21 protein-coding genes are annotated in these 25,457 nt (G+C 64.6%); 15 read left to right on the forward strand and 6 right to left on the reverse strand.

The features are described 5' to 3' along the window. Positions 1–17 precede the first annotated feature (17 nt). From ACWHXP_RS02915 to ACWHXP_RS02930, 4 genes are all read right to left on the reverse strand, one after another. On the reverse strand, positions 18–1,262 hold the full coding sequence (locus ACWHXP_RS02915; RefSeq protein WP_489623449.1) for an MFS transporter: 1,245 nt from the start codon (positions 1,260–1,262) through the stop codon (positions 18–20). Positions 1,263–1,367: 105 nt separating this feature from the next. Continuing rightward, positions 1,368–2,222: a putative hydro-lyase gene (locus ACWHXP_RS02920; protein ID WP_489634542.1), complete on the reverse strand. Its 855-nt coding sequence runs from the start codon at positions 2,220–2,222 to the stop codon at positions 1,368–1,370. Between the two features lie 138 nt (positions 2,223–2,360). After that, complete coding sequence (locus ACWHXP_RS02925; protein ID WP_252695349.1) at positions 2,361–3,266, reverse strand: LysR family transcriptional regulator; 906 nt, start codon at positions 3,264–3,266, stop codon at positions 2,361–2,363. 57 nt (positions 3,267–3,323) lie between these two features. Beyond that, positions 3,324–4,304: a LysR family transcriptional regulator gene (locus tag ACWHXP_RS02930; protein ID WP_121045055.1), complete on the reverse strand. Its 981-nt coding sequence runs from the start codon at positions 4,302–4,304 to the stop codon at positions 3,324–3,326. Positions 4,305–4,641: 337 nt separating this feature from the next. On the opposite strand from ACWHXP_RS02930, the gene ACWHXP_RS02935 reads away from it, so the two are divergent. The 12 genes from ACWHXP_RS02935 (at position 4,642) to ACWHXP_RS02990 (ending at position 16,882) form a co-directional block, all read left to right on the forward strand. Then, positions 4,642–5,844 (forward strand): M20 aminoacylase family protein, encoded by a 1,203-nt coding sequence (locus tag ACWHXP_RS02935; protein WP_489634541.1) that lies wholly within the window; start codon positions 4,642–4,644, stop codon positions 5,842–5,844. A gap of 89 nt (positions 5,845–5,933) precedes the next feature. Then, the gene (locus ACWHXP_RS02940; protein ID WP_489634540.1) at positions 5,934–7,262 is read left to right on the forward strand and encodes an MFS transporter; all 1,329 of its coding nucleotides are present in this window, start codon (positions 5,934–5,936) and stop codon (positions 7,260–7,262) included. A gap of 280 nt (positions 7,263–7,542) precedes the next feature. Next, entirely contained in the window at positions 7,543–8,262 is a 720-nt protein-coding gene (locus ACWHXP_RS02945; RefSeq protein WP_034329812.1) for a FadR/GntR family transcriptional regulator, read from the forward strand. A 219-nt stretch (positions 8,263–8,481) separates the two neighbouring features. Then, the gene (locus tag ACWHXP_RS02950) at positions 8,482–9,243 is read left to right on the forward strand and encodes an SDR family NAD(P)-dependent oxidoreductase (RefSeq protein WP_121045048.1); all 762 of its coding nucleotides are present in this window, start codon (positions 8,482–8,484) and stop codon (positions 9,241–9,243) included. 55 nt (positions 9,244–9,298) lie between these two features. Beyond that, positions 9,299–10,501: a sensor histidine kinase gene (locus ACWHXP_RS02955; protein ID WP_134137380.1), complete on the forward strand. Its 1,203-nt coding sequence runs from the start codon at positions 9,299–9,301 to the stop codon at positions 10,499–10,501. After that, positions 10,498–11,160 carry a response regulator gene (locus ACWHXP_RS02960; RefSeq protein WP_121045044.1) on the forward strand — a complete coding sequence of 221 codons (663 nt, stop codon included), beginning with the start codon at positions 10,498–10,500 and terminating at the stop codon, positions 11,158–11,160. The genes ACWHXP_RS02955 and ACWHXP_RS02960 overlap by 4 nt, the downstream gene beginning before the upstream one ends. Positions 11,161–11,350: 190 nt before the next feature. Further along, positions 11,351–12,754, forward strand: coding sequence for a CmpA/NrtA family ABC transporter substrate-binding protein (locus ACWHXP_RS02965; protein ID WP_489634539.1), 1,404 nt, complete (start codon positions 11,351–11,353; stop codon positions 12,752–12,754). After that, complete coding sequence (gene ntrB / locus ACWHXP_RS02970; RefSeq protein ID WP_343724642.1) at positions 12,754–13,602, forward strand: nitrate ABC transporter permease; 849 nt, start codon at positions 12,754–12,756, stop codon at positions 13,600–13,602. The genes ACWHXP_RS02965 and ntrB overlap by 1 nt, the downstream gene beginning before the upstream one ends. A gap of 13 nt (positions 13,603–13,615) precedes the next feature. Further along, entirely contained in the window at positions 13,616–14,470 is an 855-nt protein-coding gene (locus ACWHXP_RS02975) for an ABC transporter ATP-binding protein (RefSeq protein ID WP_034329820.1), read from the forward strand. Positions 14,471–14,603: 133 nt separating this feature from the next. Beyond that, positions 14,604–15,047, forward strand: a complete 444-nt coding sequence (gene cynS / locus ACWHXP_RS02980) for a cyanase (RefSeq protein ID WP_039784640.1) — start codon at positions 14,604–14,606, stop codon at positions 15,045–15,047. Positions 15,048–15,107: 60 nt separating this feature from the next. After that, positions 15,108–16,499: a TAXI family TRAP transporter solute-binding subunit gene (locus ACWHXP_RS02985; RefSeq protein WP_121045036.1), complete on the forward strand. Its 1,392-nt coding sequence runs from the start codon at positions 15,108–15,110 to the stop codon at positions 16,497–16,499. Between the two features lie 152 nt (positions 16,500–16,651). Next, positions 16,652–16,882 (forward strand): hypothetical protein, encoded by a 231-nt coding sequence (locus tag ACWHXP_RS02990; protein ID WP_034329828.1) that lies wholly within the window; start codon positions 16,652–16,654, stop codon positions 16,880–16,882. Between the two features lie 58 nt (positions 16,883–16,940). Here the strand turns inward: ACWHXP_RS02990 and ACWHXP_RS02995 are convergent, their stop codons facing one another. Continuing rightward, positions 16,941–18,086, reverse strand: a complete 1,146-nt coding sequence (locus ACWHXP_RS02995; protein WP_489634538.1) for an ABC transporter ATP-binding protein — start codon at positions 18,084–18,086, stop codon at positions 16,941–16,943. A 108-nt stretch (positions 18,087–18,194) separates the two neighbouring features. Between ACWHXP_RS02995 and ACWHXP_RS03000 the strand changes: the two genes are divergently transcribed. Continuing rightward, positions 18,195–19,850: an ABC transporter permease gene (locus ACWHXP_RS03000; RefSeq protein ID WP_489634537.1), complete on the forward strand. Its 1,656-nt coding sequence runs from the start codon at positions 18,195–18,197 to the stop codon at positions 19,848–19,850. A gap of 64 nt (positions 19,851–19,914) precedes the next feature. Further along, positions 19,915–21,282 carry a glutathione-disulfide reductase gene (gene gorA, locus ACWHXP_RS03005; RefSeq protein WP_489634536.1) on the forward strand — a complete coding sequence of 456 codons (1,368 nt, stop codon included), beginning with the start codon at positions 19,915–19,917 and terminating at the stop codon, positions 21,280–21,282. A gap of 107 nt (positions 21,283–21,389) precedes the next feature. Here gorA and ACWHXP_RS03010 read toward each other — a convergent pair whose 3' ends face one another. After that, entirely contained in the window at positions 21,390–22,730 is a 1,341-nt protein-coding gene (locus ACWHXP_RS03010) for a phospholipase A (protein ID WP_227022812.1), read from the reverse strand. A 466-nt stretch (positions 22,731–23,196) separates the two neighbouring features. Between ACWHXP_RS03010 and ACWHXP_RS03015 the strand changes: the two genes are divergently transcribed. Continuing rightward, complete coding sequence (locus tag ACWHXP_RS03015) at positions 23,197–25,293, forward strand: putative bifunctional diguanylate cyclase/phosphodiesterase (protein ID WP_209567677.1); 2,097 nt, start codon at positions 23,197–23,199, stop codon at positions 25,291–25,293. Positions 25,294–25,457: the final 164 nt, after the last annotated feature.

Below are 25,457 nucleotides of genomic sequence, written 5' to 3' on the forward strand. Positions count from 1 at the left end.
AACGGGACGGTGGTGGATCACGACGCCGCCACCACCGCCTCCAGCTCCTTGCCCCGGGTCTCCGGCAGGATCAGGCAAGCCACGATCACCAGCCCGTAACACCCCGCCGCAATCCACCCGATGGTCTGCCCCAGCGGCAGGCTGTTGCTGAGATACCCGACCAGCGCAGGACATATCGCCCCGACCGCACGCCCGAAGTTGTAGCAGAATCCTTGTCCCGAACCGCGCACATCGCTGGGAAACAGTTCAGACAGATAGGCCCCCATCCCCGAGAAAATCCCCGACAGGAAAAACCCCAGCACAAAGCCCAGCGCCAGCATCCACGCATCGGTAATGATCAGCTGCGTATAGCTCAGCACCAGCACGATCCCCATGGCCGCAAACAGCATGAAACAGCGGCGGCGGCCGATGGTGTCCGACAGCCAGGCCGAGGTCAGGTAGCCACAGAAAGACCCGCCGATCAACACCAGCAGATAGGTACTGGTGCCCAGCACCGACAGGTGGCGTTCGGTCTTCAGGAAGGTCGGCAGCCAGGTGGTCACCGAGTAATACGCACCCTGCATGCCGGTCGCCAGGAGGCTGGCCAGCAGCGTCGTGCGCAGCAGGTCGCGATGGAAAATGCGCAGGAAGTTGCCGCGCTGGCCGCTCTCGCGCAGCTGGGCCTGGGTCGCCAGGAAGACCTCCGGTTCGCTGATGGCGCGGCGGATGTAGAGCGTCAGCAGGGCCGGCAGCACGCCGATCCAGAACAGCACCTTCCACGCCGTCTCCGGCGGCAGCACCGCATAGACGCCCCAGAACGCCAGCGCCGAAGCCGCCCAGCCCACCGCCCAGCTGCTCTGCACCAGGCCCGAGGCCTTGCCGCGATGGCGGGCCGAGATGGTCTCGGCGATCAGCACCGAGCCCACGGCCCATTCGCCACCCATGCCGAAGCCCTGCATCGCACGGGTAAAGAACAGCTCGCCGAAGGACGTGGTGAAGCCCGAGAGGAAGGTGAAGAGCGCAAACCACAGCACCGTCCATTGCAGCACGCGCACCCGCCCGTAGCGGTCGGCCAGCACGCCTGCTGCCCAGCCGCCGATGGCCGAGGTCAGCAGGGCGCCGGTGGCGATGTAGCCGGCTTCGGCCTTGCTCATGCTCCACGCGGCCAAGAGCGTGGGGATGAGGAAGGTGTAGATCATGTAATCAAAACCATCCACCGCATAGCCGGTGAAGGTTGCCGTGAGCGTGCGTCGCTCGGATGTCGTTGTCTCTTGCAGCCACATGTTGATCCCCGTAATGAATGTGTAAATCACTGACGTGCGGCATCGCTGGTCGCGTGCAAGAAGCATGCGGCCATCGATGAAAAAACGGTAGAGCGGCAGCAGGCGCTAGGCCTGCGCGTCGAGCGGCAGTTCGCTGTTGAGCTTGTCGGTCACCAGCATGTAGCCGGGTGCATGGGTGATGCAGAATTCGGGCCGGGCGGCGACGATGGCGGCTTGCGGCGTGACGCCGCAGGCCCAGAACACCGGCAGCTCATCGGCGTGGATGTCCACCGCTTCGCCATAGTCGGGCTGGTGGAGATCGGCAATGCCGATCAAGGCCGGGTCGCCGATGTGAATGGGTGCGCCATGCACCTGCGGCGTGCGTGCGGTGATCTGGATGGCGCGGATGGCATCGGCGGCCTTGAGCGGCCGCATCGAGACCACCGTCGGTCCCTGGAACACGCCCACCGGCTGCGTCGGAATATTGGTGCGGTACATGGCCACGTTGCGGCCTTCGCTGACATGGCGCAGCGGAATACCGGCGGCCAGCAACGCATGCTCGAAAGAGAAGGAACAGCCCAGCGCGAACGTGACCAGATCGTCGCGCCACAGCGCGCGCAGGTCGTTCACCTCGGCCACGCGCTCGCCGTCACGCCACAGGTGATAGCGCGGCACGTCGCTGCGCACGTCCAAATCCAGGCCCAGCGTGGGCAGGGCGGGCGAGCCCGGCTTGGACATGGCCAGCAAGGGACAGGGGATGGGATTGCGTTCGCAGAAGGCGAGAAAATCATCGGCCAACGCCGCCGGCAGGATCGCCAGGTTGACTTGCACATGGGCACTGGCCACCCCGCTGGTGTGGCCGGTGAATGCCCCGCTGCGGGCGGCCAGCCGCACGTCTAGCGCGCTGGAGGAAGCCGACAGCACAGGCGCTGCGGCGGAATGAGTCGGTACGGCAGGCGAGGCGGTGGCAGTCTCTGGCATGGCGGTCTCCTTCTTGGAATGGAGCCGATGTTAGGAGCGTGCCGGGACAGCGTCCAACAAAAAATTTATATCTTTTGTTATCGATTTTTTCGATGAGGACAACGGAAATTTCACTGTAGCGATTTCCGTGCCAGTGGCTCATTTTTCTGCGGTGCGGCCTTTGCCCTGGGTGCGCCGTGCATGCTCCAATGCCGAATCGAGCACCAGTTCGGCCAGGCTGGAGCTGGGGTCTTCGCGATAGCTGGCGTGGATCTGCAAGGGCGGGAGCGTGGCTTCGCAGCGCAGGATGCGCAGGGGAAGACGGCGCGTGAGTTCGCGCACCGAGGCGCGCGGCAGGGTGGCTACACCGAAGCCGCCTTCGACCAGCTGCACCATGGCGGAGATGGAAGAGATGGCATGCACGCGCGGTTCGATCACGCCCCATTCCTGGCACAGCTGCAGCACGCCCTGGTGCGGCTGCGAGCCACGCTGGAAGGTGATGAGGTCGTGTGCGGCCAGTTCGTCCAGCGTGTGAGAACGCGTACCGAAGCGTTCGCGGTGGCCCACGAAGACCATCTCCATCGGCGTCATCAGGCGCGAGCGCACGGCCGTGTCGCTGCCTACGGTGGAGGTAAAGACCAGGTCTTGGGCACCGCGCCGGATCTGCTCGGTCAGTACCGGCGAGGTTTCGACGGTGAGTTCCAGCGCGAAATCGGGATAGCGGCTGCGGATTTCCTGCAGCCAGGCCGGCAGCCAGCTGTGCACCACCGATTCGATGCTGCCGATGCGCAGCAGCAGCGGGCCGGCGCTGTTGCCGCCGAGCTCCTGGCGGATCTGGCGCTGCATGTCGAGCAGTTTCACCGCCAGGCGCTGGAAGCGCTGGCCGGCCACGGTGAGGCGAAACTGTTTTTCGCGGCGGTCCAGCAGCACCACGCCCAGTTCCTCTTCCAGCGAGGCGATGCGGCTGGACATGGTCGATTGCGTGATGTGGAGCTTTTCAGCGGCGCGGGTGATGCTCTTGAGCGAGGCGGCCCAGTGGAAGGCCTCGACGAAACGCAGGTTCATGGGTGCTCGGCGGTGGGGTGGGCAGGCCCTAGGCTACCAGATGCGCGCGCCTGCCGGCTAGCGTTGTGCGATCACGTCCAGCGAACGCAACACCCGCGGATGCAGGAAGCGGCTGCGGGTGGCCTCGTCGGTGAGCACATGCATCATGGCCCCGACGAAATCGCTCACGCAGCCATGGATGGGCGCGTTCTTGCGCGTGACGTAGCAGGTGATGCTGGCCGGCAGCCGCTCCTTGAGCGTGAGCGCTTCCAGCGGGTAGTGCTGGCGGCTGGCTTCGATCACCGGCCAGGGGACCACGGTGAGCAGGTCGCTGTTGCAGATCAGTTCCATCATGTGTAGGGAACGGTACTGATGCACCTGGCCGCCGCCAGGCAGCGCACCGTCGCCATAGTGTGTCTGGAAGAAATCGCGCAGGGGCGGTTGGTACTGGCCGATCTCGTGGCTGACCAACCATGATTGTCCGGCCAGTTGCTCCAGATGGCGGGCCTGCTGCAGCGGATGGCCACGGCGGCAGGCGATCGCGTGTTCGTAGGAAAACAGCGGCCGTGCCGCCAGTTCAGCGCTGCCCTCATCGGGCGGTGCCAGGCCGATGGCCAGGTCCATGCTGCCCTCGCGCAGGGCAGCATAGTCGGAACCGAAGACATCGGACAGGCGCAGGCTCACATCCGGCCGCAGTTCGGCAAAGCGCAGCAGCGTGGGGGTGAGCAGGGTCAGCGAAATCCACGGCGTGACACCGACGGTGAAACGGATGCGATTGCTGGCCCGCGCAGCGCCCAGTTCCTGCATGGCCTGTTCGACTTCACACTGGATCAGCCGGGCTCGAGTGAGCAGCTTGCGGCCCGCAGCCGTGAGCTGCAGCCCCTGTGCCTGGCGTTCCAGCAAGCGGGTGCCGGCGGTATTCTCCAACTCCTGCAAGCCCTTGCTGACAGCGGCGGCGGTCACGTTGAGGGCCTGTGCAGCCGAACGCAGGCCGCCATGCTCGGCGATGGCGATCAGATATTGCAGTTGCTGCAGCTTCAGTTCGGGCGGACGCGCCATGGGTTCGCTCCTCCGGGGGGCTCATGAAGGGGTGCGGCGAGGATAAACGCTGCACCGTATTCGCGCATCTGTTTTTCGATTCAACCGGATCTATTCATGTCAACGAGCCGTTGACGCGACGCCGCCGCGCAATGGCTGCACACTTGCCGCACCAGGAAGGGCAGGGTGTTGCGGGCAGAAGTGTAAATGATTTACGCAGCTCCCGGGGCTGTCCCGCCCGGCCTGTTCCGTCTGCCGGAGACGCACTGGTATGCATGCTGCATGGTGAGACCGGCCATGCCAGCGTGCTTGCCAGTGCGCATCGGCAGGATCGCATTCCACTACCCTGAGACCCGCAATGACCAAGAACCCGTCCTCTTCCGCCCTCGTGCCCGGCATCCTGCACCACCTGCAGGAAAGCGTGGCGCTGCGTCACCACATTCACGCCCATCCCGAACTGGCGTTCGAGGAGCACGCCACCAGCGAGCTGGTCGCCGGCAAGCTGGCCGAATGGGGATACGAGGTCCATCGCGGCCTGGGCGGGACCGGCGTGGTGGGGACCTTGAGGAAGGGCAGCGGTCCGCGCCGCCTTGGCCTGCGTGCCGACATGGACGCCCTGCCCATCCATGAGGAGACCAAGCTGCCTTATGCCAGCCAGCACGGCGGCACCATGCATGCTTGCGGCCATGACGGCCATACCGCCAGCCTGCTGGCGGCCGCGCGCGAGCTCAAGGACACCGACTTCGATGGCACCCTGCACCTGATCTTCCAGCCCGCCGAAGAAGGCCTGGGCGGTGCGCGCAAGATGGTCGAGGATGGCCTGTTCGAGCGATTTCCCTGCGATGGCGTGTTCGCCTTTCACAACATGCCCGGTTATCCGGTGGGCAAGTTCGGTACCCTGCCGGGAGCCTTCATGGCTTCGTCCGATACTGTCATCATCAAGATCATCGGCAATGGGGGGCATGGCTCCATGCCGCACATCACGGTCGATGCAATTCTGGTGGCCTCCTATCTGGTAGTGGCCTTGCAGAGCGTGGTCGCGCGCAATGTCGATCCGCGCCAGATGGCGGTGGTGACAGTCGGTGCGCTGCATGCGGGCAATGCCCCCAACGTGATCGCCGAGACCGCCGAGCTGCGCCTGTCGGTGCGCGCCTATTCGCCCGAGGTGCGGGCGCTGCTGCGCCAGCGCATCACCGAGCTGGCCCAGACCCAGGCGCAGGCCATGGGCGCGCGGGCGGAGGTCGATTACCACTGGCGTTATCCGGCGCTGCAGAACGATGCGGGCATGACCGCCTTTGCCGAAGGCGTGGTGCGTGATTGGCTGGGACAGGACGCCTTCATCGAGAACGTCCAGCAACTGACGGGCAGCGAGGATTTCTCCTTCATGCTGGAGCAATGCCCGGGCTGCTACGTCATCATCGGCAATGGGGAAGGAGAGCAGGGCGGCTGCATGGTGCACAACCCGCGCTATGACTTCAATGACGGCATCCTGCCGATCGCGGCCAGCTACTGGGTCAAGCTGACCCAGCGCTTCCTGTCGGACGCGCCGATGGTGGCCTGATCCGTCACAGGGGAGAACGGCACCCGGCGGCGCAATCTCGCCGGGCGCTGCCAACGCACAACAGACACGACAGAAGGGCCACCCACACCATGAACAGCAACAGCCACTCAGCTGCCGTCAGCCCCGCTGCTGCCGTACCCGCTCCGGTTTCCAAGGCCAAGAAGATCGCCGCCATCACCATCGGCAATGGCCTGGAGTTTTTCGATTTTTCCATCTACACCTACTTTGCGGCCATCATCGGTCGCCAGTTCTTTCCCAGTACCTCGGAATGGGCTTCGCTGATGATGTCGCTGGCCACCTTCGGGGTGGGTTTCCTGATGCGCCCGCTGGGCGGCATCATCATGGGGCAGTTCGCCGACCGGCGCGGACGCAAGCCGGCCATGACCTTGAGCTTGTGGCTCATGGCGGTGGGCTCGGCCATCTTCATCGTGGCCCCGACCTACGCCCAGATCGGATTGGCCGCGCCGCTGCTGATGATCGCCGGCCGCATGATCCAGGGCTTTGCGGTGGGCGGCGAAGTGGGCGCGTCGACCTCCATGCTGCTGGAATACGCGGACGACAGGACACGTGGTTTCTACAGCAGCTGGCAACTGTTCAGCCAGGCGCTCAGCACGCTGGTCGGCTCCGGCGTGGGACTGTTGCTGACCTATGCGCTGACTGCTGAGCAGCTGGAAAGCTGGGGCTGGCGTCTGCCATTCGTCGTCGGCCTGCTGCTGGTGCCGATCGGCAATTACATCCGCCGTTTCCTCGATGAGACCGCCGAGGTGGAACATGCGCCCGCGTCAGGCCAGCCGGGCAAGCGGGCACCGGGTGCCCTGAGCGAGATCCTGCAGGCGCATCGCAAACCATTGCTGCTGGGCACGGCCATCGTCATCGGCGGGACCTCGGCCAACTACATCGTGATGCACTACATCACCACCTATGCCAAGGCCATCCTGCACATGCCGTTCTCGCTGGCGCTGTGGGCCTCCTGGCTGGCCGGCCTGCTGCAGTTGCTGCTGTGTGCGCCGGCCGGCATCCTGACTGATCGCCTCGGCCGCAAGCCGGTGGCCACCTGGTCGCGCCTGGCGCTGATCGTCCTGGTGTTCCCGGCCTTCATGCTGATGAACCATCTGCGCAGCGGCATGGGCCTGCTGACGGCGGTGACGGTGATGGTCATTCCCATGGTCTTCACTTCGGTCTCCAGCGTGGTCATGATGACCGAACTGTTCCCGCGCCGCGTGCGGGCGACCGGGCTGGCCCTGTGCTATGGACTGGGCGTATCGATCTTTGGCGGCTTCTCGCAGTTCATCGCCACCTGGCTGGTCAAGGCCACCGGTTCCAACCTGGGTCCGGCCTGGTATGTGATCGGCACCGGCCTCATCTCACTGGTGGCCATTGCCATGGTGCGGGAGACGGCGGGGCGGAAGCTGGAATGACGCCCTGCACGGTGTAATCGGAAGAGCCGCTGCGGATCGCAACTGGCGAGCTTTTCCGGTTGGCGTGGACCGCGACTGACACGTCAGCGCGGTCACGCCGCTTCAACGCATTTCTTGCGCACCGCACCAATTTTCCCGCCGCTTGACACATTCCTTCCCCATACCTATCCTCACCCCCGATTGGTCATACCTTTTGTCGCCCGCACACGCCGGGCTGGCGGGCCAGGCCGACACTGCCGCGACGGCAGCGATTCACCCTACAGGCAGATACCCAGAGAGCATGTCCTTCGACCCCATCGTCCAGAAATCCATTTCCGAGCAGGTAGCCCAGCGGCTGCTGACCATGATCCGCAGCGGCCTGCTGAAACCTGACCAGCAACTGCCGCCCGAGCGCGAACTGGCAGCCATGCTGGGCGTGGGCCGTCCTGCCGTGCGGGAAGCCATTCGCGGGCTGGCCCTGCTGGGCCTGCTGCGCATCCGCCAGGGCGAGGGCACCTTCGTCAGTTCGCTGGAAACGCGCGAGCTGCTGGAGCCCCTGGAGATGATCATCGATCTCAACCCCGGCACGCTGGAAGCGCTGTTCGACGCCCGTCTCATCATCGAGACCGGCGTGGCCGCGCTGGCCGCCACCCATATCGACGACGCCGAACTGGCGCGCCTGGCGCGCAACGTCGAGGATGAGGCGCGGTTGCTGTCGGACCCGGCGGCCTTCTCGGCAGCGGATGTGGAATTCCACGAGGCCATCATCGAGGCCTGCAACAATCCCTTCCTGCAAAGCGTCGCCGGCAGTCTCTACATGCTGGGCAAGAAGAGCCGCTCCATCACCTCGCGCATCCCCTCCACGCTGGAACGCAGCCTGCAGGACCACCGCGACATCCTCGATGCGCTGAAGGCGCGCAATCCGCACCAGGCCTCCGAAGCCATGCGCAACCACCTGCTGAGGGTGCGCGATGCCTATCGCAGTGCCGGACGCAGCCAGAACGAATCGGTCCACGACTGAGACAACAAGCACGATCCAACGCAAGAAGCGTCGCCGTTGCTGCCGGGCTGGTCCCGCAGCATTCCACAACGGCGGCGTGGCAGCACAGCCGCAGCATGGCCGCGGTGCCCCTCACAAGAAGCGATACCGGCAAGGCGCGCAGGGCCGCCTGTTGATGCAGCACTTCTACAAGCCGGACAGGCAGGATCTTTCCTTATCAATCGATTGCAGGAGAACAGCATGCTGGATCTGGCAGGTAAAGTCGTCTTCATCAGCGGTGCAAGCACCGGTATCGGCGCGGCCGCCGCGCGCGCCTTCGCAGCACGTGGTGCCCACGTGGTGGTCCATTACAACAGCTCGAAGGAAGAGGCGGAGGCCGTGGCCGCAGAAGTGCGCGCCGCTGGCAGCAAGGCCGTCACCATCGGCGCGGACGTGCGCGATACGGCAGCCATCAACGCCGCCGTCTCCAAGGCCGTGGAGCAGATGGGCCGCATCGACGTGCTCATCAACAACGCCGGCGCGCTGGTCAAGCGGGCCCCGCTGGAAACGGTCACCGATGAACTCTTCGACGAGATCATCAACATCAATGCCCGCTCGGTGGTGGCCTTCACGCGTGCGGTCATTCCCGTCATGCGCGCCCAGGGCGGCGGCAACATCATCAACGTCACCTCGGTGGCGGCACGCCATGGCGGCGGCCCCGGAGCGCTGATCTATGCGGCCTCCAAAGGCTTCGTCAGCACCATCACGCGCGGCATGGCCAAGGAATTGCTGGCCGACAAGATCCGCGTCAATGCGGTGGCGCCGGGCGTGATCATGACGCCATTCCAGGAACGCTTCACCACTCCGGAACAATTGGAAGGCTTCCGCAAGACCATCCCCATGGGCCGCATCGGCGAGCCTGATGAATGCAGCGGTGCTTTCCTTTATCTGGCCTCGGACCAGATGTCGGGCTACGTCACCGGCCAGATCATCGACGTCAACGGCGGCCAGTACATGCCGTAAGGTCCGGCGCCACGCCACACCGGTTCTGGCATGGCTCTTGCGGGCAGGGAGGATCATGCGCCACGATCCTTTCCTGCCCGTTTCCGCTTCAGCCGCCCTGGCCCCGCCAGGCGGACTGCTGCGCGACAAGCTGGCCCTGCTGCTGGACTCCACCGGCGAGGGCATCTACGGTATCGACCTGGAGGGGCGCTGCACCTTCATCAACCGCGCCGGTGCGGCCATGCTGGGCTACGCGCCGGCAGACGTGCTGGGCCACAACATGCACGAACTGGTGCATCACAGCCATGAGCACGGTGGCCATTATCCCGAGGCCGAATGCCCGATCCTGAAGGCCTTCCGCAAGGGCGAGTCCTGCCGGGTCGACCAGGAAGTGTTCTGGCGCGCCGATGGCAGCTGCTTTGCGACCGAATATTCTTCCTACCAGATCATTGATGGCGGCCAGGTGCGCGGGGCGGTGATCGCCTTCAGCGATATCTCCAAGCGCCGCCAGGCCGAGGAACAGTTGCAGCGGGCCAAGGCCGAACTGGAAGTGCGCGTGGCCGAGCGCACCCGCGAGTTGTCGGCTGCGCTGCGCCAGGTGCGGCAGTTGTCGGCGCATGCGCATTCGGTGCGAGAGGATGAACGCACCCGCATCGCCCGCGAAATCCACGACGAACTGGGCAGCCTGCTGGTGGCACTCAAACTGGATGTGAACTGGATGGCCAAGCGTGTGACCGATCTCGATCCGGTGGCGCGCAAGTGCGAGGCCATGAGCCGCCTGATCGAAACCGCAGTGGACAACGTGGGACGCATCATCACCGACCTGCGCCCCAGCATCCTCGATCACCAGGGCCTGATCGCCGCGCTGGAATGGCAGGTGCAGGAATTCTCCGAAGCCACCGAACTGCCCTGCGAGGTCGAGTTCGATATCGCGCCGGAAGCCTTCGTCCCGGATGGGGCCAAGGCCACGGCGGCGTTTCGCATCTTCCAGGAAATGCTCTCCAACGTGGCGCGCCACGCGCAGGCCACGCAGGTGCGCATCGCGGTTCACCTCACCCCGGCAGAACTGCGCATGGAGGTGGAAGACGATGGCGTAGGCACGCCCCGTGCCGCCCAGGAAGCGGCCACGTCCTATGGCGTGATGGGCATGCGCGAGCGCGCCTTGCACTTCGGTGGCGCACTGAGCATTGCTGGTGCGCGGTATGCACCAGAGCACGGCAGGCCCGGCACGCTGGTCTGCCTGCGCCTGCCCCATCACGCCAGCCGGGAGCTGCCATGAGCCGCCCCGGTGACAACATCCGCATCCTGCTCTGCGACGACCATCGCATCGTGCGCGAGGGCTTGAAGCAGATCCTGGCCGACACGCCCGACATCGAGGTGGCTGCCGAATGCGCCAGCGGGCCGGAGGTGCTGCACAGTGCGCGCGTCGAGGCGATCGACCTGGTGCTGCTGGACATCGCCATCCCCCAGCAGGACGGGCTGGACGTGCTGCGCCAGATCAAGCAGGAGATGCCGCGCCTGCCGGTGCTGATGCTGTCCACCTATCCCGAGAAACAATACGCGGCCCGTTGCTACAAGCTGGGCGCAGCAGGCTATCTCAACAAGAGCACCGACCCAGAGCAACTGGTGGAAGCCATCCGCAAGGCCGCTGGCGGCGGCCTCTACGTGAGCGCGCAGATGGCCGAGACCCTGGCCTCGGGCCTGGCTCAGCGCGCCACGGCCCCGCAGCGGGCCGCGCATGAGAGCCTGTCGCACCGCGAATACCAGGTCTTCCAGTTGATCGCCGCAGGGCGCAGCGTCAAGGAAATCGCAGACCAGCTGGAATTGAGCCCCAATACGGTGAGCACCTATCGCAGCCGTATCCTGGAGAAGACCGGGGCTTCCAATGACGTGGGCATTGCCATGTATGCCGTGCGGCACCAGTTGCTGCCGGTGTGAGCATTTCTCACCGAGTGTCGTCATTTTGCAGCGCGTTTTCGTCATTCTGACGATGTGATCGACGCTGCTTGTAGTGGCAGCACTACAAGATGTCGTGCGCCCATGACGTAATGCAGCGCGCTGGCAAATCCCTTGCAGGTAGTGAAAGTGAAAGCAGCAACTCACCTCACATTCACCAAACGGGGGAATCATGCCGGACGCACCAGAGACCAATCTGTTCCACACCTATGACGCCGAACGCGCCGGGCAGGGCTGTTCCTGCGGCCGCCACGGCAGCCAGCAGCAGCACGAGGCCGATGTGCTGGCCGAGCAGCAGCGCCTGCAGCGTGGCCGCGATGTCGAAACCCTGACCAATGACGTGGTGGAGGAAGCGCTGATGCGTTCGCTCTTCCCGCGCGTGGCCGAACGCCGTGATTTCCTGCGGGCGGTGGGCAAGAATGCGGCGCGCGCGGCCATTGCCAGCGTGCTGCCGCTGGGCTCGCTGCAGGCCATGGCGCAGGAAAAGAATGGTGCGCTGGAAAAGAAAGACCTCAAGATCGGCTTCATCGCCATCACCTGTGCGGCGCCGCTCATCATGGCCGATCCGCTGGGCTTCTACCGCAAGCAGGGCTTGAACGTGTCGCTCAACAAGACGGCCGGCTGGGCGCTGATCCGCGACAAGATGATCAACAAGGAACACGACGCCTCGCACTTCCTTTCGCCCATGCCGATTGCCATGTCCATGGGTGTGGGCAGCAATGCCACGCAGATGCGCGTGGCCACCATCCAGAACATCAACGGCCAGGCCATCACGCTGCATGCCAAGCACAAGGACAAGCGCGATCCCAAGCAATGGAAGGGCTTCAAGTTCGCCGTGCCCTTCGAATATTCGATGCACAATTTCCTGCTGCGCTACTACCTGGCCGAGCACGGACTGGACCCGGACCGCGACGTGCAGATCCGCGTGACGCCCCCGCCGGAAATGGTGGCCAACCTGCGCGCAGGCAACATCGACGGTTTCCTCGGGCCGGACCCGTTCAACCAGCGCGCGGTCTATGACGAGGTCGGCTTCATTCATATCCTCTCCAAGGAGATCTGGGACGGGCACCCCTGCTGCGCCTTCGGCACCTCCGAAGAGTTCATCAAGCAGAATCCCAATACCTTTGCGGCGCTGTTCCGCGCCGTGCTGACCGCGGCCGCGATGGCACGCGATCCGGCCAACCGCTCGCTGGTGGCCAAGGTGATCTCGCCACCGGCCTACCTGAACCAGCCGGAGACGGTGGTGGAGCAGGTGCTCACCGGCCGCTTCGCCGATGGCCTGGGCAACGTCAAGAACGTGCCGGGCCGCGCCGACTTTGATCCGGTGCCCTGGGATTCGATGGGGGTGTGGATCCTCACGCAGATGAAGCGCTGGGGCTACATCAAGGGCGACGTCGACTACAAGGCCATCACCGAAAAGGTGCTGCTGCTGACCGAGGCCAAGAAGCACATGAAGGAGCTGGGCCAGCCGGTCCCGGACGGGGCCTACCGCAAGTATTCCATCATGGGCAAGGAGTTCGATGCCAACAAGGCCGACGCCTACGTGAACAGCTTCGCCATCAAGAGGAGCGCGTGATGCCGGCCCGGCATATCGGCTGGCGCGCCGCGCTCATTTCCCTGCTGCTGCTGGCCGCACTGCTGATGGTGTGGCACCTGGCCACGCTGCCCAAGGAGAGCGCCGCCAGTGCCGCCCAGGATGAGTACGCCAGGCTGATGGGCAAGAGCAGCGGCGCGGCCAAGCGCGATGGCTTCCCCGGACTGGCGCAGATGGGCGAGACCATCCGCAAGGAACTGAGCAATCCCTTCTACGACAACGGTCCCAATGACAAGGGCATCGGCATCCAGCTGGCCTATTCGCTGGGCCGGGTCGGGCTGGGGTTTGCGATTGCGGCGGTGGTGGCGGTGCCGCTGGGATTCCTGCTGGGGATGTCGCCGCTGATGCAGCGTGCGCTCAATCCCTTCATCCAGATATTGAAGCCCATTTCCCCGCTGGCCTGGATGCCGCTGGCGCTCTACACCATCAAGGATTCCTCGGTGTCGGGGGTGTTCGTGATCTTCATCTGCTCGGTCTGGCCGATGCTGATGAACACCGCCTTCGGGGTGGCCTCGGTGCGGCGCGACTGGTTGAACGTGGCCAAGACGCTGGAGGTGGCACCGCTGCGGCGCGCCTTCCTGGTGATCCTGCCGGCGGCAGCGCCCACCATCCTGACCGGCATGCGCATCTCCATGGGCATTGCCTGGCTGGTGATCGTGGCCGCCGAGATGCTGGTGGGCGGAACCGGCATCGGCTACTTCGTCTGGAATGAATGGAACAACCTGTCGCTGACCAGCGTGATCTTCGCCATCCTGGTCATCGGCGTGACCGGCATGGTGCTGGACCTGATCTTCGCGCGGCTGCAGAAGTGGGTCACCTATGTCGAATGAAGGGAGCAGCAGCATGGATCACAATTTCCTGAGCGTGCAGGGCCTGGCCAAGCGGTATGCAGCGGGCGCGCCGCCGGTGTTCGAGCAGGTCTCTTTCGGTATCGATCGCGGTGAATTCGTCTGCGTGATCGGGCACTCGGGCTGCGGCAAGACCACCATCCTCAACGTGCTGGCCGGGCTGGAAGCGGCCAGCGAGGGTGTCGTCATCATGGACCAGCGCGAAGTCAAGGGACCGAGCCTGGATCGTGGTGTGGTGTTCCAGAGCCACGCCCTCATGCCCTGGTTCAGCGTGCTGGGCAATGTGGTGTTCGCAGTGCGTTCGCGCTGGCCGGACTGGCCACGGGCCAAGGCCGAGGAGCATGCACGGCGTTTCATCGAGATGGTGGGACTGAAGGGCGCTGAACACAAGAAGCCCTCCGAACTCTCGGGCGGCATGAAGCAGCGCGTGGGCATTGCACGCGCCTTTTCCATCGAGCCCAAGATGCTGTTGATGGACGAGCCCTTCGGTGCGCTCGATGCCTTGACGCGTGGCGTGGTGCAGGACGAGTTGCTGAAGATCTGCGCGGCCACGCACCAGACCGTGTTCATGATTACCCACGACGTCGATGAAGCGATCCTGCTGGCCGACAAGATCTTCCTCATGTCCAACGGCCCGCAGGCCTGCATCGCCGAGGTGGTCATCAACACGCTGCCCAAGAACCGCACACGCGAAGGCATGCACCACGATCCGCAGTTCTATCGCATCCGCAATCACCTGGTCGATTTCCTGGTGCATCGTTCGCGCCAGATCCAGGCAGCGCAGGCCAGCGGCGCAGCGCGTCTGCCGACCCGCATCGTCATGCCGGGGCTGGAGCAGGTCGCGGCATGAAGGCAGGGGCAGGGTGACCTGCCATTTCGTCAGTTTATATCGTCGTTTTGCAGCATCGTTTCGTCAGGATCGATGACGCACACTACAAAGTGTCGTCGGTTTTCATTTTTCGTCCACCACAAGGAGAGAGCGCATGGACCGCAACCAAGTCACCCAGAAGATCGTCACCGCCAAGGTCAGCAAGAAGATGACCTGGGCCCAGATCGCCGAACGCATCGGCCAGAGCAAGGAGTGGACTACCGCCGCCATGCTGGGCCAGATGACCCTGACGGCCAAGCAGGCCGCCGCGGCACAGGAACTGTTCGAACTGACCGATGAAGAAACGCTGTGGCTGCAGATCGTGCCTTACAAGGGATCGCTGCCGACTCCGGTGCCGACCGATCCGCTGATCTATCGCTGGTACGAGATCGTCAGTGTTTATGGCAGCACCATCAAGGAACTGATCCACGAAGAGTTCGGCGACGGCATCATGAGTGCCATCGATTTCAAGATGGATATCCAGCGCCAGGCCGACCCCAATGGCGATCGCGTCAATGTGATGCTGTCAGGCAAGTTCCTGCCTTATAAAACCTATTGAGTCACATCGGGTTACAAGCGCGGCGATGCAAAGGCGGAATGCGCGGCTAGAATAGCGCGCATGCTCAAAGACAAGAAACTCTCCGCCTACGCCCCCTCGGCCACCCGCATCCGGGCGCGCTTCGTGGCCATCTCGTGGCGCGATCTCGCCGTCAGCTTCGGTCCCATCATCCTGCTGATCCTGATCGGCGCATGGCTGGTGATCTGGCTGATCCGGCCGGCGCCGCCGTCGTCCATCACCATTGCCGCCGGTCCCAAGGACAGCAATTTCTGGCGCGTGGCCGAACGCTACAAGGCGCTGCTGGCGCGCGACGGTATCCGGCTGGACATCGTCGAGACCGGGGGCTCGCTGGACAACCTCAAGCGCCTGGCCGACCCCGACCAGAATGTGGACGTCGGTTTCGTGCAGGGTGGCCTGGCCGGCGCAGTACCGGCCGAATCCTTGAGCCCGCTGGTGTCGCTGGGCAGTATTTCCTATGTCCCGGTGTCGGTGTATTACCGCGTGCCGCCGCCGCGTGAGGATGGCCGCCCGGTGCCGCCATTGCGGCAGCTGTCGGAGCTGGCGGGCAAGCGGATTGCCATCGGCGGGGAGGGGAGCGGTTCCAGCGTGCTGGCGGCCACGCTGCTCAAGGCCAATGGCGTCGAGTCGGGCGGCAGCACCCAGCTGTTGAACATCGGCGGCGACGAGGCCGCGCAGGCGCTGACCAGCGGCAAGATCGATGCGGCCTTCCTGATGGGCGATTCGGTCTCGGTGGCGACCATGGGCAAGCTCTTGCGCGCGCCCGGCATCCGGCTGCTGGATTTCTCGCAGGCCGATGCCTACGTGCGGCGCTTCCGCTATCTCAATACCCTCAAAATGCCCATGGGCGTGTTCGACCTGGCGCACAACCTGCCGGCGCGGGATACCCAACTGATTGCGCCCACGGCTGAGCTGGTGGCGCGCGAGGACCTGCATCCGGCGCTCTCGGACCTGCTCATCGCAGCAGCCCGCGAGGTGCACGGCAAGGCCAACGTGATGCAGAAGGCCGGGGAATTCCCGGCCCCGCTGGAGCATGAATACCCGATCAGCGACGATGCGGCGCGCTACTACAAGTCCGGCAAGACCTTCTTCTACCGCACCTTGCCCTTCTGGATGGCCAGCCTGGTGGATCGCGCGGTGGTGATCGTGCTGCCGGTGATCCTGCTGTTGATCCCGGGCATTCGCCTGGTGCCGATGCTCTATGGCTGGCGGGTGCGTTCGCGCATCTATCGCTGGTATGGCGAGCTGATCGCGCTGGAACGCGGGCTCTCGCGCGAGTCGCCGGAGGAGCAGGCCGAGATGCTCAAACGCCTGGATGAGATCGAGATTGCGGTCAATCGCATGAAGATGCCGCTGGCCTTTGCCGACCAGTTCTACGTGTTGCGGGAGCATATCGGCTTCGTCCGGGCCCGGCTGGCGGCCGGTGTGGCCTGAGCGCCACGCCGTAGCAGGCTCGGAAGGGCAGGGTGGCGGCGGCTGTTGTATGCTCGCCATGGTGTGTACAGTACTGTATAAAAAGTACTGTGTATTCATACAGTGTTATGCTAAAGTGAAGCCTCCTATCGACAAGAAGAGGAATCGCTGCCATGACCCACTTTGATCTTGCTTCCGACGCTCGCTTCGCTGTTGCATCGTCCACCCCGTCTTCGCTGGCCATCCGCCTGGGTCGCCGCGAAATCTTCATTTGCCGTGATACCTACGTGCGCCGTTACCGGGTCAATCCGGTGATTGAATGCAGCGCGGGCATCGAGCCCGGCCATGTGGAAATCCTGCTGTTCCGCCGTTGGCTGGTGGTGCTGTCGAAGGCGCGCGGCTGATGCGGCGTGCGCTTGACTGGCTGGTGGTGGATGCGCTGGGGAGGGCGGCCGGGGTCGATCAGCCCGGCTTGCCGGTAGCCCCGGGGGCGGTCCCTGCCGGGGCCGAAGGTGCCGCTGCCAATGACGATTCCATGTTCGGAAACGTCACCAGATGCGTCACATCCAGGCTGATCCCTATCCATTCCCCCACCGCATGATCGTGATGCGAGGGCACCAGCGAGAGCAGTTGCTGGCCGTTCTCCAGCGCCAGGGTGTAGAGGAATTCCGCGCCCCGGAATGACTTGCGTACCACCTGCGCCTTGAAGGGGGACGCGTCGTCGTGCATGACGTCGTCGGCCCGCAGCAATACGTCGACCTGCGCGGCGCTGGCATCGCGTCCGCTTTCCACCGGCAGTCCGCGCAACAGGCCTGCTGCGGTCTGGACGCTGATCTCGCCTTGTATCCCCGCATCCGCTGCAGCTTGCACCTCGCCGCGCAGCAACACCCCATGTCCGATGAAATCCGCGGCAAAGCGGGTGGCCGGACGATGGTAGAGCGCGTAGGGCGTATCCCACTGTTCCAATCGGCCGTGCCGCATCACCCCCACCACATCGGCCACCGCAAAGGCTTCCAGCTGATCGTGCGTGACCATCAGGGCGGTGGTGCCGGTGCGTTTGAGGATGTCGCGCACGTCGTGTGCCAGGCGTTCGCGCAGTTCCACGTCCAGACTCGAAAACGGTTCATCCAGCAACAGCAGGCGCGGCTGCGGTGCCAGCGCGCGCGCCAGGGCGATGCGCTGCTGCTGGCCGCCGGAGAGCTGGTGCGGGAACTTGCTGCCCGCCTCGGGCAGGCCGACCAGGGCCAGCATCTGCGTGACGATCTGTTCCCGCTGCGCACGCGCCATGCCGCGCAAGCCAAAGCCGATATTGGCGGCCACATCCAGATGCGGGAACAGCGCGAAATCCTGGAACACCATCCCGATGCGCCGCGCCTCGGCCGGCACGCGCACGCCATCACCTTCCAGCAATGTTCCGTCTAGCCGGATACGGCCTGATTGCGCCGGTTCCAGCCCGGCCACGGCGCGCAGCAGGCTGGTCTTGCCGCTGCCGGAGGGGCCGATCAGGGCGCCCAGCTCGCCCGGCTGCAGGCGCAGCGAGACGGCATCGACGGCCGCCTGGGCGCTGCGGGGATAACGGATACTGACGTGATCGACTTCCAGAAACATGGGCAGGCTCGATGAAATGGTTACAATTCGCGTTTGTCTCGGAGTGCGCAGTGTAGCGCATGGACCGCCGACTTCCCCTGGCAATTCTTTATTTGGCCGTTCCCGTTTATGCACATCATCGGTTTGCTCGCTGTCCTGATCGCTTTGCCGCTCTTCGGCATCCTCGCTGCCTGGTTCGGGCTGGATGCGGCCGGCATCGACAACCTGCGCCAGCAGATGCAGACCGTATTGCCCGGCTACCTGGCCACCTCCGGCTGGCTGGCGCTGATGGTGCCGCTGGGCGTGGTCATCGTCGGTGGTGCAGCGGCGGTGACGGTGAGCCTGTTCGAGTTTCGCGGACGGCGCTGGCTGTCCTGGGCGCTGCTGTTGCCGATGGCCATGCCGGCTTACGTGTCGGCCTATGCCTATACCGATTTCCTGCAATACGCGGGGGCCGTGCAGAGCACGCTGCGCGGCTGGTTCCCGGGCTGGCGCATGGATGTGCGCGGCTTGCCGGGGGCGGTGTGCATGTTCGTCTTCACGCTCTATCCCTATGCCTACCTGCTGGCGCGCAATGCGCTCTCCGAGCGCGGCATGCACCTGATGGAGGCTGCCCGCATGCTGGGCACGCCGCTATCCGAACGCATCCGGCGAGTGGCCTTGCCGCTGGCGCGTCCGGCCCTGGCGGCCGGGGCGGCGCTGGCGCTCATGGAAACGCTGGCCGATTACGGTGTCTCGGCCTACTTCGGCCTGACCACTTTCACCACCGGCATCTACAAGGCCTGGGTTGTACTGGATGACCGCATTGCCGCCGCCCAGTACGCGTCGCTGCTGCTGCTCTTCGTGTCGGTGCTGCTGTGGCTGGAGCGGCGCGAGCAGGGCCGCATGCGCTTTGCGGCCACACGCGGTGCGCGCGGCAGCGAGGGGGCCGAAGCGCGCCTGCCGCAATTGTCCGGCGCACAGACGCTGGCGGCCTGGACGGTGTGCGGCTTGCCGGTGGTGCTGGGCTTCGTGCTGCCGGTGGCGATCCTGTTGCAGTTGTGGGCCGGGCAGTGGGGCAGCAGCGACGCCGCCATGCCCGCCTTCGATCTGGCCCGCTACGCCGGCTGGGTGTGGAACAGCTTCCGCTTCGGCGGCATGGCGGCGCTGGCGGCCATCGTGCTGGCGCTGGGCCTTTGCTTCGCGCTGCGCGGCGCGCACCTGCCGCGCCTGCAGGGGCTGGTGCTGCGCCTGACCGCACGCCTGGCCGGCATGGGCTATGCCATTCCCGGTTCGGTCATCGCGGTCGGCATCCTGCTGCCGGTGGCCTGGCTGCAGGCGCTGTGGCCGGCCGCGGGCCTGGGTGTGCTGCTCACGGCCAGCTCGCTGGGCGTGATCTACGCGTATCTGGTACGCTTCACGGCGGTTGCGGTGCAGTCGGTGGAGTCCGGCTACACCCGTATTCCGGCCAGTCTCGACGAAGCGGCGCGCACCCTGGGCAGTTCGCGCGCGGTGATTGCCTGGCGCCTGCACATGCCGCTGTTGTGGCGGTCGCTGGCGGTGGCGGCGCTGATGGTGTTCGTCGATGTGGTCAAGGAGCTGCCGGCGACCTTGCTGCTGCGCCCCTTCGATACCGATACCCTGGCCGTGATTGCACACAACCTGGCGCGCGACGAGCGCCTGGGCGAGGCGGCCTTGCCGGCCTTGTCCATCGTGCTGGTGGGGCTGGCGCCGGTGCTGCTGGTGATGCGGGCGCTCGATGGCCGGCGCCGCACGGACTTGCAAAGCGCGCTTCCGCCCGCATAACCCAAGCACGCAAAGACCAACAATGGGCGTGGCCAGGGGGCTGCGGCCACTCTCTGGAGAAACCATGAGCCAATACGATTACGATCTCTTCACCATCGGCGGCGGTTCCGGTGGCGTGCGCGCAGCGCGCTTCGCCGGCCAGGCCGGGGCCCGTGTCGGGCTGGCCGAGAAGGGCGATCTGGGCGGCACCTGCGTCAACGTCGGCTGCATCCCCAAGAAGCTGATGTCCTACAGCGCCCATTTCCACGAGGATTTCGCCGATGCCGCCGGTTACGGCTGGACCCTGCACAGCGAACCCACCTTCGACTGGTCGGCCCTGATCGCCAACAAGGACCGCGAGATCACGCACCTGAACGGCATCTACCAGCGTCTGCTCGATGGCGCCAACGTGAGCCTGCATCGCGGCTTCGCCACGGTGGAAGATGCGCATACGGTGAACGTGGAAGGCAAGCGCTTCACGGCCCGCCACATCCTGGTGGCCACCGGCGGCCATCCCGACAAGCCGCAGATCCCGGGCAGCGAGCTGGGGATCACTTCGGACGATTTCTTCCATCTCAAGGGCCTGCCGAAACGCGCGGTGGTGCTGGGCGGCGGCTACATCGCCGTGGAACTGGCGTCCATCCTCAATGGCCTGGGCAGCGACGTGACGCTGGTCTATCGCCGCGAACGCCTGTTGCGCAACATGGATGCCGACCTGGGCATCCACCTGGCCGATGAAATGGCCAAGAAGGGCATCCGCCTGGTCTTCGATGCCAGCATCGCGGCCATAGAAGGACCGCATGCGGCCGAAGACAGCGTCAAGCAGGTGCGCCTGACCAATGGCGAAACCGTGGCGGCGGAGTGCGTGCTGTTTGCCACCGGGCGTACGCCCAATACACGCGGCCTGGGGCTGGAGCAGGCCGGTGTCGTCTTGAAGGAAAACGGCGCCGTGGTGGTCAATGAGAATTTCGAGAGCAACGTGCCATCGATTCTCGCCGTGGGGGACGTGATCGACCGCGTGTCCCTGACGCCGGTGGCGCTGGCCGAAGCGATGGTGGTGGTGGCGCGCCTGTTCGGCAAGGGCGAGCGCGTGATGTCCTATCAGAACATTCCGACAGCGGTGTTCAGTCATCCCAATGTGGGCACCGTGGGACTGACCGAGGAACAGGCGCGAAAAGCCCATGGTGAAGTAAAAATCTTCAAGACCGACTTCAAGCCGCTCAAGAACACCCTCTCGCGCAATACCGAACGCACCTTCATGAAGCTTGTGGTCGATGCGCAGACCGACAAGGTGCTCGGCGTGCACATGGTCGGCGGCGATGCCGGCGAAGTCATCCAGGGCTTTGCAGTGGCCCTGCAATGCGGTGCCACCAAGGCGCAGTTCGATACCACCATCGGCATCCATCCGACCTCCGCCGAAGAGTTCGTGACGATGCGCACGCCGGTGGCCTGAGTCCACCGTCTTCTGCAAGCGGTACCCAAGGAACGGAAAAAAACGGGGATGCCAAGGCATCCCCGTTTTGCTTGCATCATGCCCCGCGAAGCACGCTCACACGATGTTCATCGCCACAGCGCATAACCGATGCGCAGTTGCGGATGATCCTTCTGGTTGTAGGTCAGCAGGCTCTCGCCATAGCCGTAGAAGTAACTGGCCATCAGATAGCCTGCGGTACCGGGCAGCAGGCGCGAGAGCGGGTAGGTGACCTGGGTTTCGGCGCTGTACTTGCCGCCCAGTTTGCCCTTGCGCAGCATGGTCGCCACTTCCAGACCGTCGGGTTTGCCATAGGCCAGCTTCAGGTCCAGGTGGCCGCGATAGTCGGCGATGTCCGGGTTGTCGCGGGTCGGGCCGAGATAGGCATAGACCTTGGGCGCGACCTTGAAGTGATAGTCGTTGAGATTGCCGAAGTTGAAGGTCGGCTCGATGAAGTAGGTATTGATGCTGCGCGAGGCCGTGCCGTCGCGTCCATTGGACTCGTGCTCCAGTCCGGTGGCGATGCCGATGCGGCTGAAGACGCGGTTCTGTATGCCCACGTCCGGCAGGTAGTAATACAGGCTGGGGCGATAGCTGGTATCGCGGAAGGGGGCCGAGGGGGCCGACAGGTCCCACAGCGAGAATTGCGTGTAGCCCAGGTAGAGATTGTCCAGCAGGCCGCGCGAGCGCGGATCGTCCGGCACGAACACGCGGAACTTGAAGCTGAGCTGGAAGCGCGCATTGGTATCACCATTGTTGTGCCCCACCGTGAAATACATCGGCTCATTGAAGGACAGCCGGCGATTGTTGGAGAGGATGTCCTCAGCTGCCGGTGCACTGTCGATGGGCGAGGCATTGGCACCCGGCGTAAATACCGTGGCCGAAGGGGCCACCGGCGCGACCTTGCTGGTCGAATCGGCCAGCGGCGTGTTGATCAGGTCGGGCGACTCCGGCAAGGGGCCCAGCGACGGATCCGGGCGCACCACCGCCACCAGCACCGGCGAAGCATCCATGCCGATCGGTTCGATACGCACCATGCCGCGCAGGCGGCGCGGCAACTCGCCGCGGTAGCGCACCTTGCGGAACTCACCTTGCTTCAGGGTCAGGCTGTCTTCGCCATCGACGCGCTGCAGGGCGATCTGCTGCGGCGGAATCATGTCGGCCGAGGCCGCCACCAGCAGCGTGGCGGGCAACTGATAGGTGCGCTGGGCCTGCTCATCCTCGGACACCAGCAGCGTCAGTTCCAGTGGCTTGGTGGCATCGATGCGCTTGGGCGGCTGCACCATCGAAATGCCGGCATGCGCCGGAGCGGCCAGCCACAGCGGTGCGGCCACACCGCACAAGGCCAGCGCCACGCGGCGCGACAGACGGCTACGGGCCGGCAGGCCGTCCTGGTGCGGATGCAGACGGGAGTGGGGTAAGTTCAGCATGTTGTCCTTGTTGTCGATTTGTTGTGTTTTGTTGTCGTTTTGCAGCTTGTTCGGTGGCGTGCAGGCGCGAAGGGCGGCCGGGCGCACGTCGGGCGGCGATGCGCGGACTGCCGTGACAAGAGATCAGCGGCGCTCCATAAAGTTGCCATTCCATCGACATCTTCTGACCTCCGTATGCCTTTGGGAGGCGCAATCCTGACCAAATGATCAATTTGGCATGCGGTTGGTCACGAAATGTTGTTTGTTTGCCTCGTTCGGGTAAGGTTTGGTCGACGGAAAATGCCATTTTGATAACGGGTATTTCCTGATTGTGTGACAATGCGCCGCCCCCTAAGCTTGATGACAAGTCCTCCATGTTGCCAAGCTGTTTGCCGGGGCGGGACGTGCCGGTGCGTGCGCGCACCGAATCACCTGCCTTCCAGCGACCTTCGCTCAATCCCGTTTTTCACAGGCATCACTCTTCGCCATGCTCATCGCCAACTACGACAAGCCGCTGGTGGTCGTTTCCCTGCTGGTGGCCATCCTCGCCTCCTATACGGCGCTGGACATGGCCGAGCGCATCAACACCACCAGCCATCTGCATTCGCGTGCCGCACGCTTCTGGCTTGCCGGCGGTGCGGTGGCCATGGGGCTGGGGATCTGGTCGATGCATTTCATCGGCATGCTGGCTTTCCGGCTGCCCATCGCGCTGGGCTACGATGTCTGGATCACTACGCTCTCGCTGCTCATCGCCATCGCCACCTCGGGCTATGCGCTGTGGATCGTTACCCGCAGCGAATTGCCGCTGCGGCGGCTGTTCGGCAGCGCCTTGCTGATGGGGACCGGCATTGCCGGCATGCATTACACCGGCATGGCCGCCATGCGCATGACGCCGGGCATCGATTACGACCTGGTGCTGTTCATCGCTTCCATCCTGATCGCCATAGCGGCATCGGCGGCAGCGCTGTGGATCGCCTTCAGCCTGCGCCGCAATACCCCTTACGTGAAAGCCGCGCGCGCCGGCGCTTCGGTGGTGATGGGCGTGGCCATCGTCGGCATGCATTACACCGGCATGGCGGCTGCCACTTTTCCCAACGGTTCGGTGTGCCTGTCGGCACGCGAGGGCGTGGGGACCGGCTGGCTGGCGATCCTGGTCATCGTGGTCACGCTGGCGGTGCTGAGCATCGCCTTGCTGACCTCGGTGCTGGATGCGCGGCTGGAGTCGCGTACCGCCAAGCTGGCGCGCTCGCTGGCCGAAGCCAATGAAGAATTGACGCAGATGGTGCTGCACGACCATCTCACCAAGCTGCCCAACCGCACCCTGCTGGAAGACCGCCTGAGCCAGGCCATCAACAAGGCCGCACGCAGCCAGGGACATTTCGCGCTGATGTTCATGGATCTGGATGGCTTCAAGGCCATCAACGACTCGCTCGGCCACCATGTGGGCGACCGCATGCTGGTGGAGGTGGCGCAGCGCCTGACTGGTGCCATGCGCGCACACGATACGGTGGCGCGGCTGGGTGGCGACGAATTCGTGATCCTGGTGGAACTGGCGCAGCCGGAAGACGCCATGCCGGTGGCCGAGAAGCTGGTGGAAGTGGTCAACCTGCCGTTCCGCCTGGCCGAGCAGGAGCTGCGCGTGTCGGCCAGCGTGGGCATCGCCATCTACCCGGAGGACGGGGCCACGCGCCACGACCTGGTCATCAACGCCGACGCCGCCATGTATCACACCAAGCGCGCCGGCCGCAACGGCTACAACTTCTTCGAACCGTCGATGAATGCCAATGCGCATCATCAGCTGCAGTGGCTGCAGGACCTGCGGGTGGCGTTGGAGCGCAAGCAATTCCGGCTGGTCTACCAGCCCAAGTTCAGCCTGCTTGATGGTCCGGTGCTGGGGGCCGAGGCGCTGCTGCGCTGGCAGCATCCGCAACGCGGACTGGTGGGGCCGGATGAGTTCATCGGCCTGGCCGAGCGTTCCGGCCTGATCATCCCGATCGGGGCCTGGGTGCTGGATGAAGCCTGTCGCCAGATGCATGAGTGGCTGACCCTGGGCTATGCCGACTGGAAGATTGCGGTGAATCTTTCGCCGGTGCAGTTTGCCGATCCGCATCTGCTGGACGTGGTGCGTGCTGCCCTGGAGAAACACCAGCTGCCGCCGTCCTGCCTGACGCTGGAGGTGACCGAGTCGACTGCCATGAACAATACCGAGCAGAGCCTGCAGACGCTGCAGCAGATCGCCGACCTGGGCGTGGAGATCTCCATCGACGATTTCGGCACCGGCTATTCCAGCCTGCTGTACCTGAAGCGCCTGCCGGCCAACGAACTGAAGATCGATCGCGGCTTCGTGCGCGACTTGAGCGAAGGCACCGAGGATGCCGCCATCGTATCGGCCATCGTGGCCCTGGGGCGGACGCTGAATCTGCGCATCGTCGCCGAAGGCGTGGAGACCGAGCGCCAGCAGGAGTTCCTGCACCAGGTCGGATGCGACGCCATGCAGGGCTATCTGCTGGGACGGCCGATGGCACCGGACCTGTTCCTGCAGACCATGCGCGACCATGCCGCCGAGCACAAGACGGCGGCCTGAATTCACAAATTGGCTGTGGCATCGCCTGCTATTCCTCGAATTGGAGAAGCGCGCTTGATGCAAAGATCACGACATAGGGAAACGCAAGGAATTTGAGCGTTTCAGGCAGGCTCCTGAGGGGGAGGTTGGGGCGGACGGCTCGTACTGGCGTCCGTCCCTTTTTG

Source organism: Herbaspirillum sp. Her2 (genome assembly GCF_057961375.1).

Coding starts and splice junctions, on each gene's coding strand:
- ACWHXP_RS02915 (WP_489623449.1), bottom strand. CDS start 1,262: ATGTGGCTGCAAGAGACAACGACATCCGAGCGACGCACGCTCACGGCA.
- ACWHXP_RS02920 (WP_489634542.1), bottom strand. CDS start 2,222: ATGCCAGAGACTGCCACCGCCTCGCCTGCCGTACCGACTCATTCCGCC.
- ACWHXP_RS02925 (WP_252695349.1), bottom strand. CDS start 3,266: ATGAACCTGCGTTTCGTCGAGGCCTTCCACTGGGCCGCCTCGCTCAAG.
- ACWHXP_RS02930 (WP_121045055.1), bottom strand. CDS start 4,304: ATGGCGCGTCCGCCCGAACTGAAGCTGCAGCAACTGCAATATCTGATC.
- ACWHXP_RS02935 (WP_489634541.1), top strand. CDS start 4,642: ATGACCAAGAACCCGTCCTCTTCCGCCCTCGTGCCCGGCATCCTGCAC.
- ACWHXP_RS02940 (WP_489634540.1), top strand. CDS start 5,934: ATGAACAGCAACAGCCACTCAGCTGCCGTCAGCCCCGCTGCTGCCGTA.
- ACWHXP_RS02945 (WP_034329812.1), top strand. CDS start 7,543: ATGTCCTTCGACCCCATCGTCCAGAAATCCATTTCCGAGCAGGTAGCC.
- ACWHXP_RS02950 (WP_121045048.1), top strand. CDS start 8,482: ATGCTGGATCTGGCAGGTAAAGTCGTCTTCATCAGCGGTGCAAGCACC.
- ACWHXP_RS02955 (WP_134137380.1), top strand. CDS start 9,299: ATGCGCCACGATCCTTTCCTGCCCGTTTCCGCTTCAGCCGCCCTGGCC.
- ACWHXP_RS02960 (WP_121045044.1), top strand. CDS start 10,498: ATGAGCCGCCCCGGTGACAACATCCGCATCCTGCTCTGCGACGACCAT.
- ACWHXP_RS02965 (WP_489634539.1), top strand. CDS start 11,351: ATGCCGGACGCACCAGAGACCAATCTGTTCCACACCTATGACGCCGAA.
- ntrB (WP_343724642.1), top strand. CDS start 12,754: ATGCCGGCCCGGCATATCGGCTGGCGCGCCGCGCTCATTTCCCTGCTG.
- ACWHXP_RS02975 (WP_034329820.1), top strand. CDS start 13,616: ATGGATCACAATTTCCTGAGCGTGCAGGGCCTGGCCAAGCGGTATGCA.
- cynS (WP_039784640.1), top strand. CDS start 14,604: ATGGACCGCAACCAAGTCACCCAGAAGATCGTCACCGCCAAGGTCAGC.
- ACWHXP_RS02985 (WP_121045036.1), top strand. CDS start 15,108: ATGCTCAAAGACAAGAAACTCTCCGCCTACGCCCCCTCGGCCACCCGC.
- ACWHXP_RS02990 (WP_034329828.1), top strand. CDS start 16,652: ATGACCCACTTTGATCTTGCTTCCGACGCTCGCTTCGCTGTTGCATCG.
- ACWHXP_RS02995 (WP_489634538.1), bottom strand. CDS start 18,086: ATGTTTCTGGAAGTCGATCACGTCAGTATCCGTTATCCCCGCAGCGCC.
- ACWHXP_RS03000 (WP_489634537.1), top strand. CDS start 18,195: ATGCACATCATCGGTTTGCTCGCTGTCCTGATCGCTTTGCCGCTCTTC.
- gorA (WP_489634536.1), top strand. CDS start 19,915: ATGAGCCAATACGATTACGATCTCTTCACCATCGGCGGCGGTTCCGGT.
- ACWHXP_RS03010 (WP_227022812.1), bottom strand. CDS start 22,730: ATGCTGAACTTACCCCACTCCCGTCTGCATCCGCACCAGGACGGCCTG.
- ACWHXP_RS03015 (WP_209567677.1), top strand. CDS start 23,197: ATGCTCATCGCCAACTACGACAAGCCGCTGGTGGTCGTTTCCCTGCTG.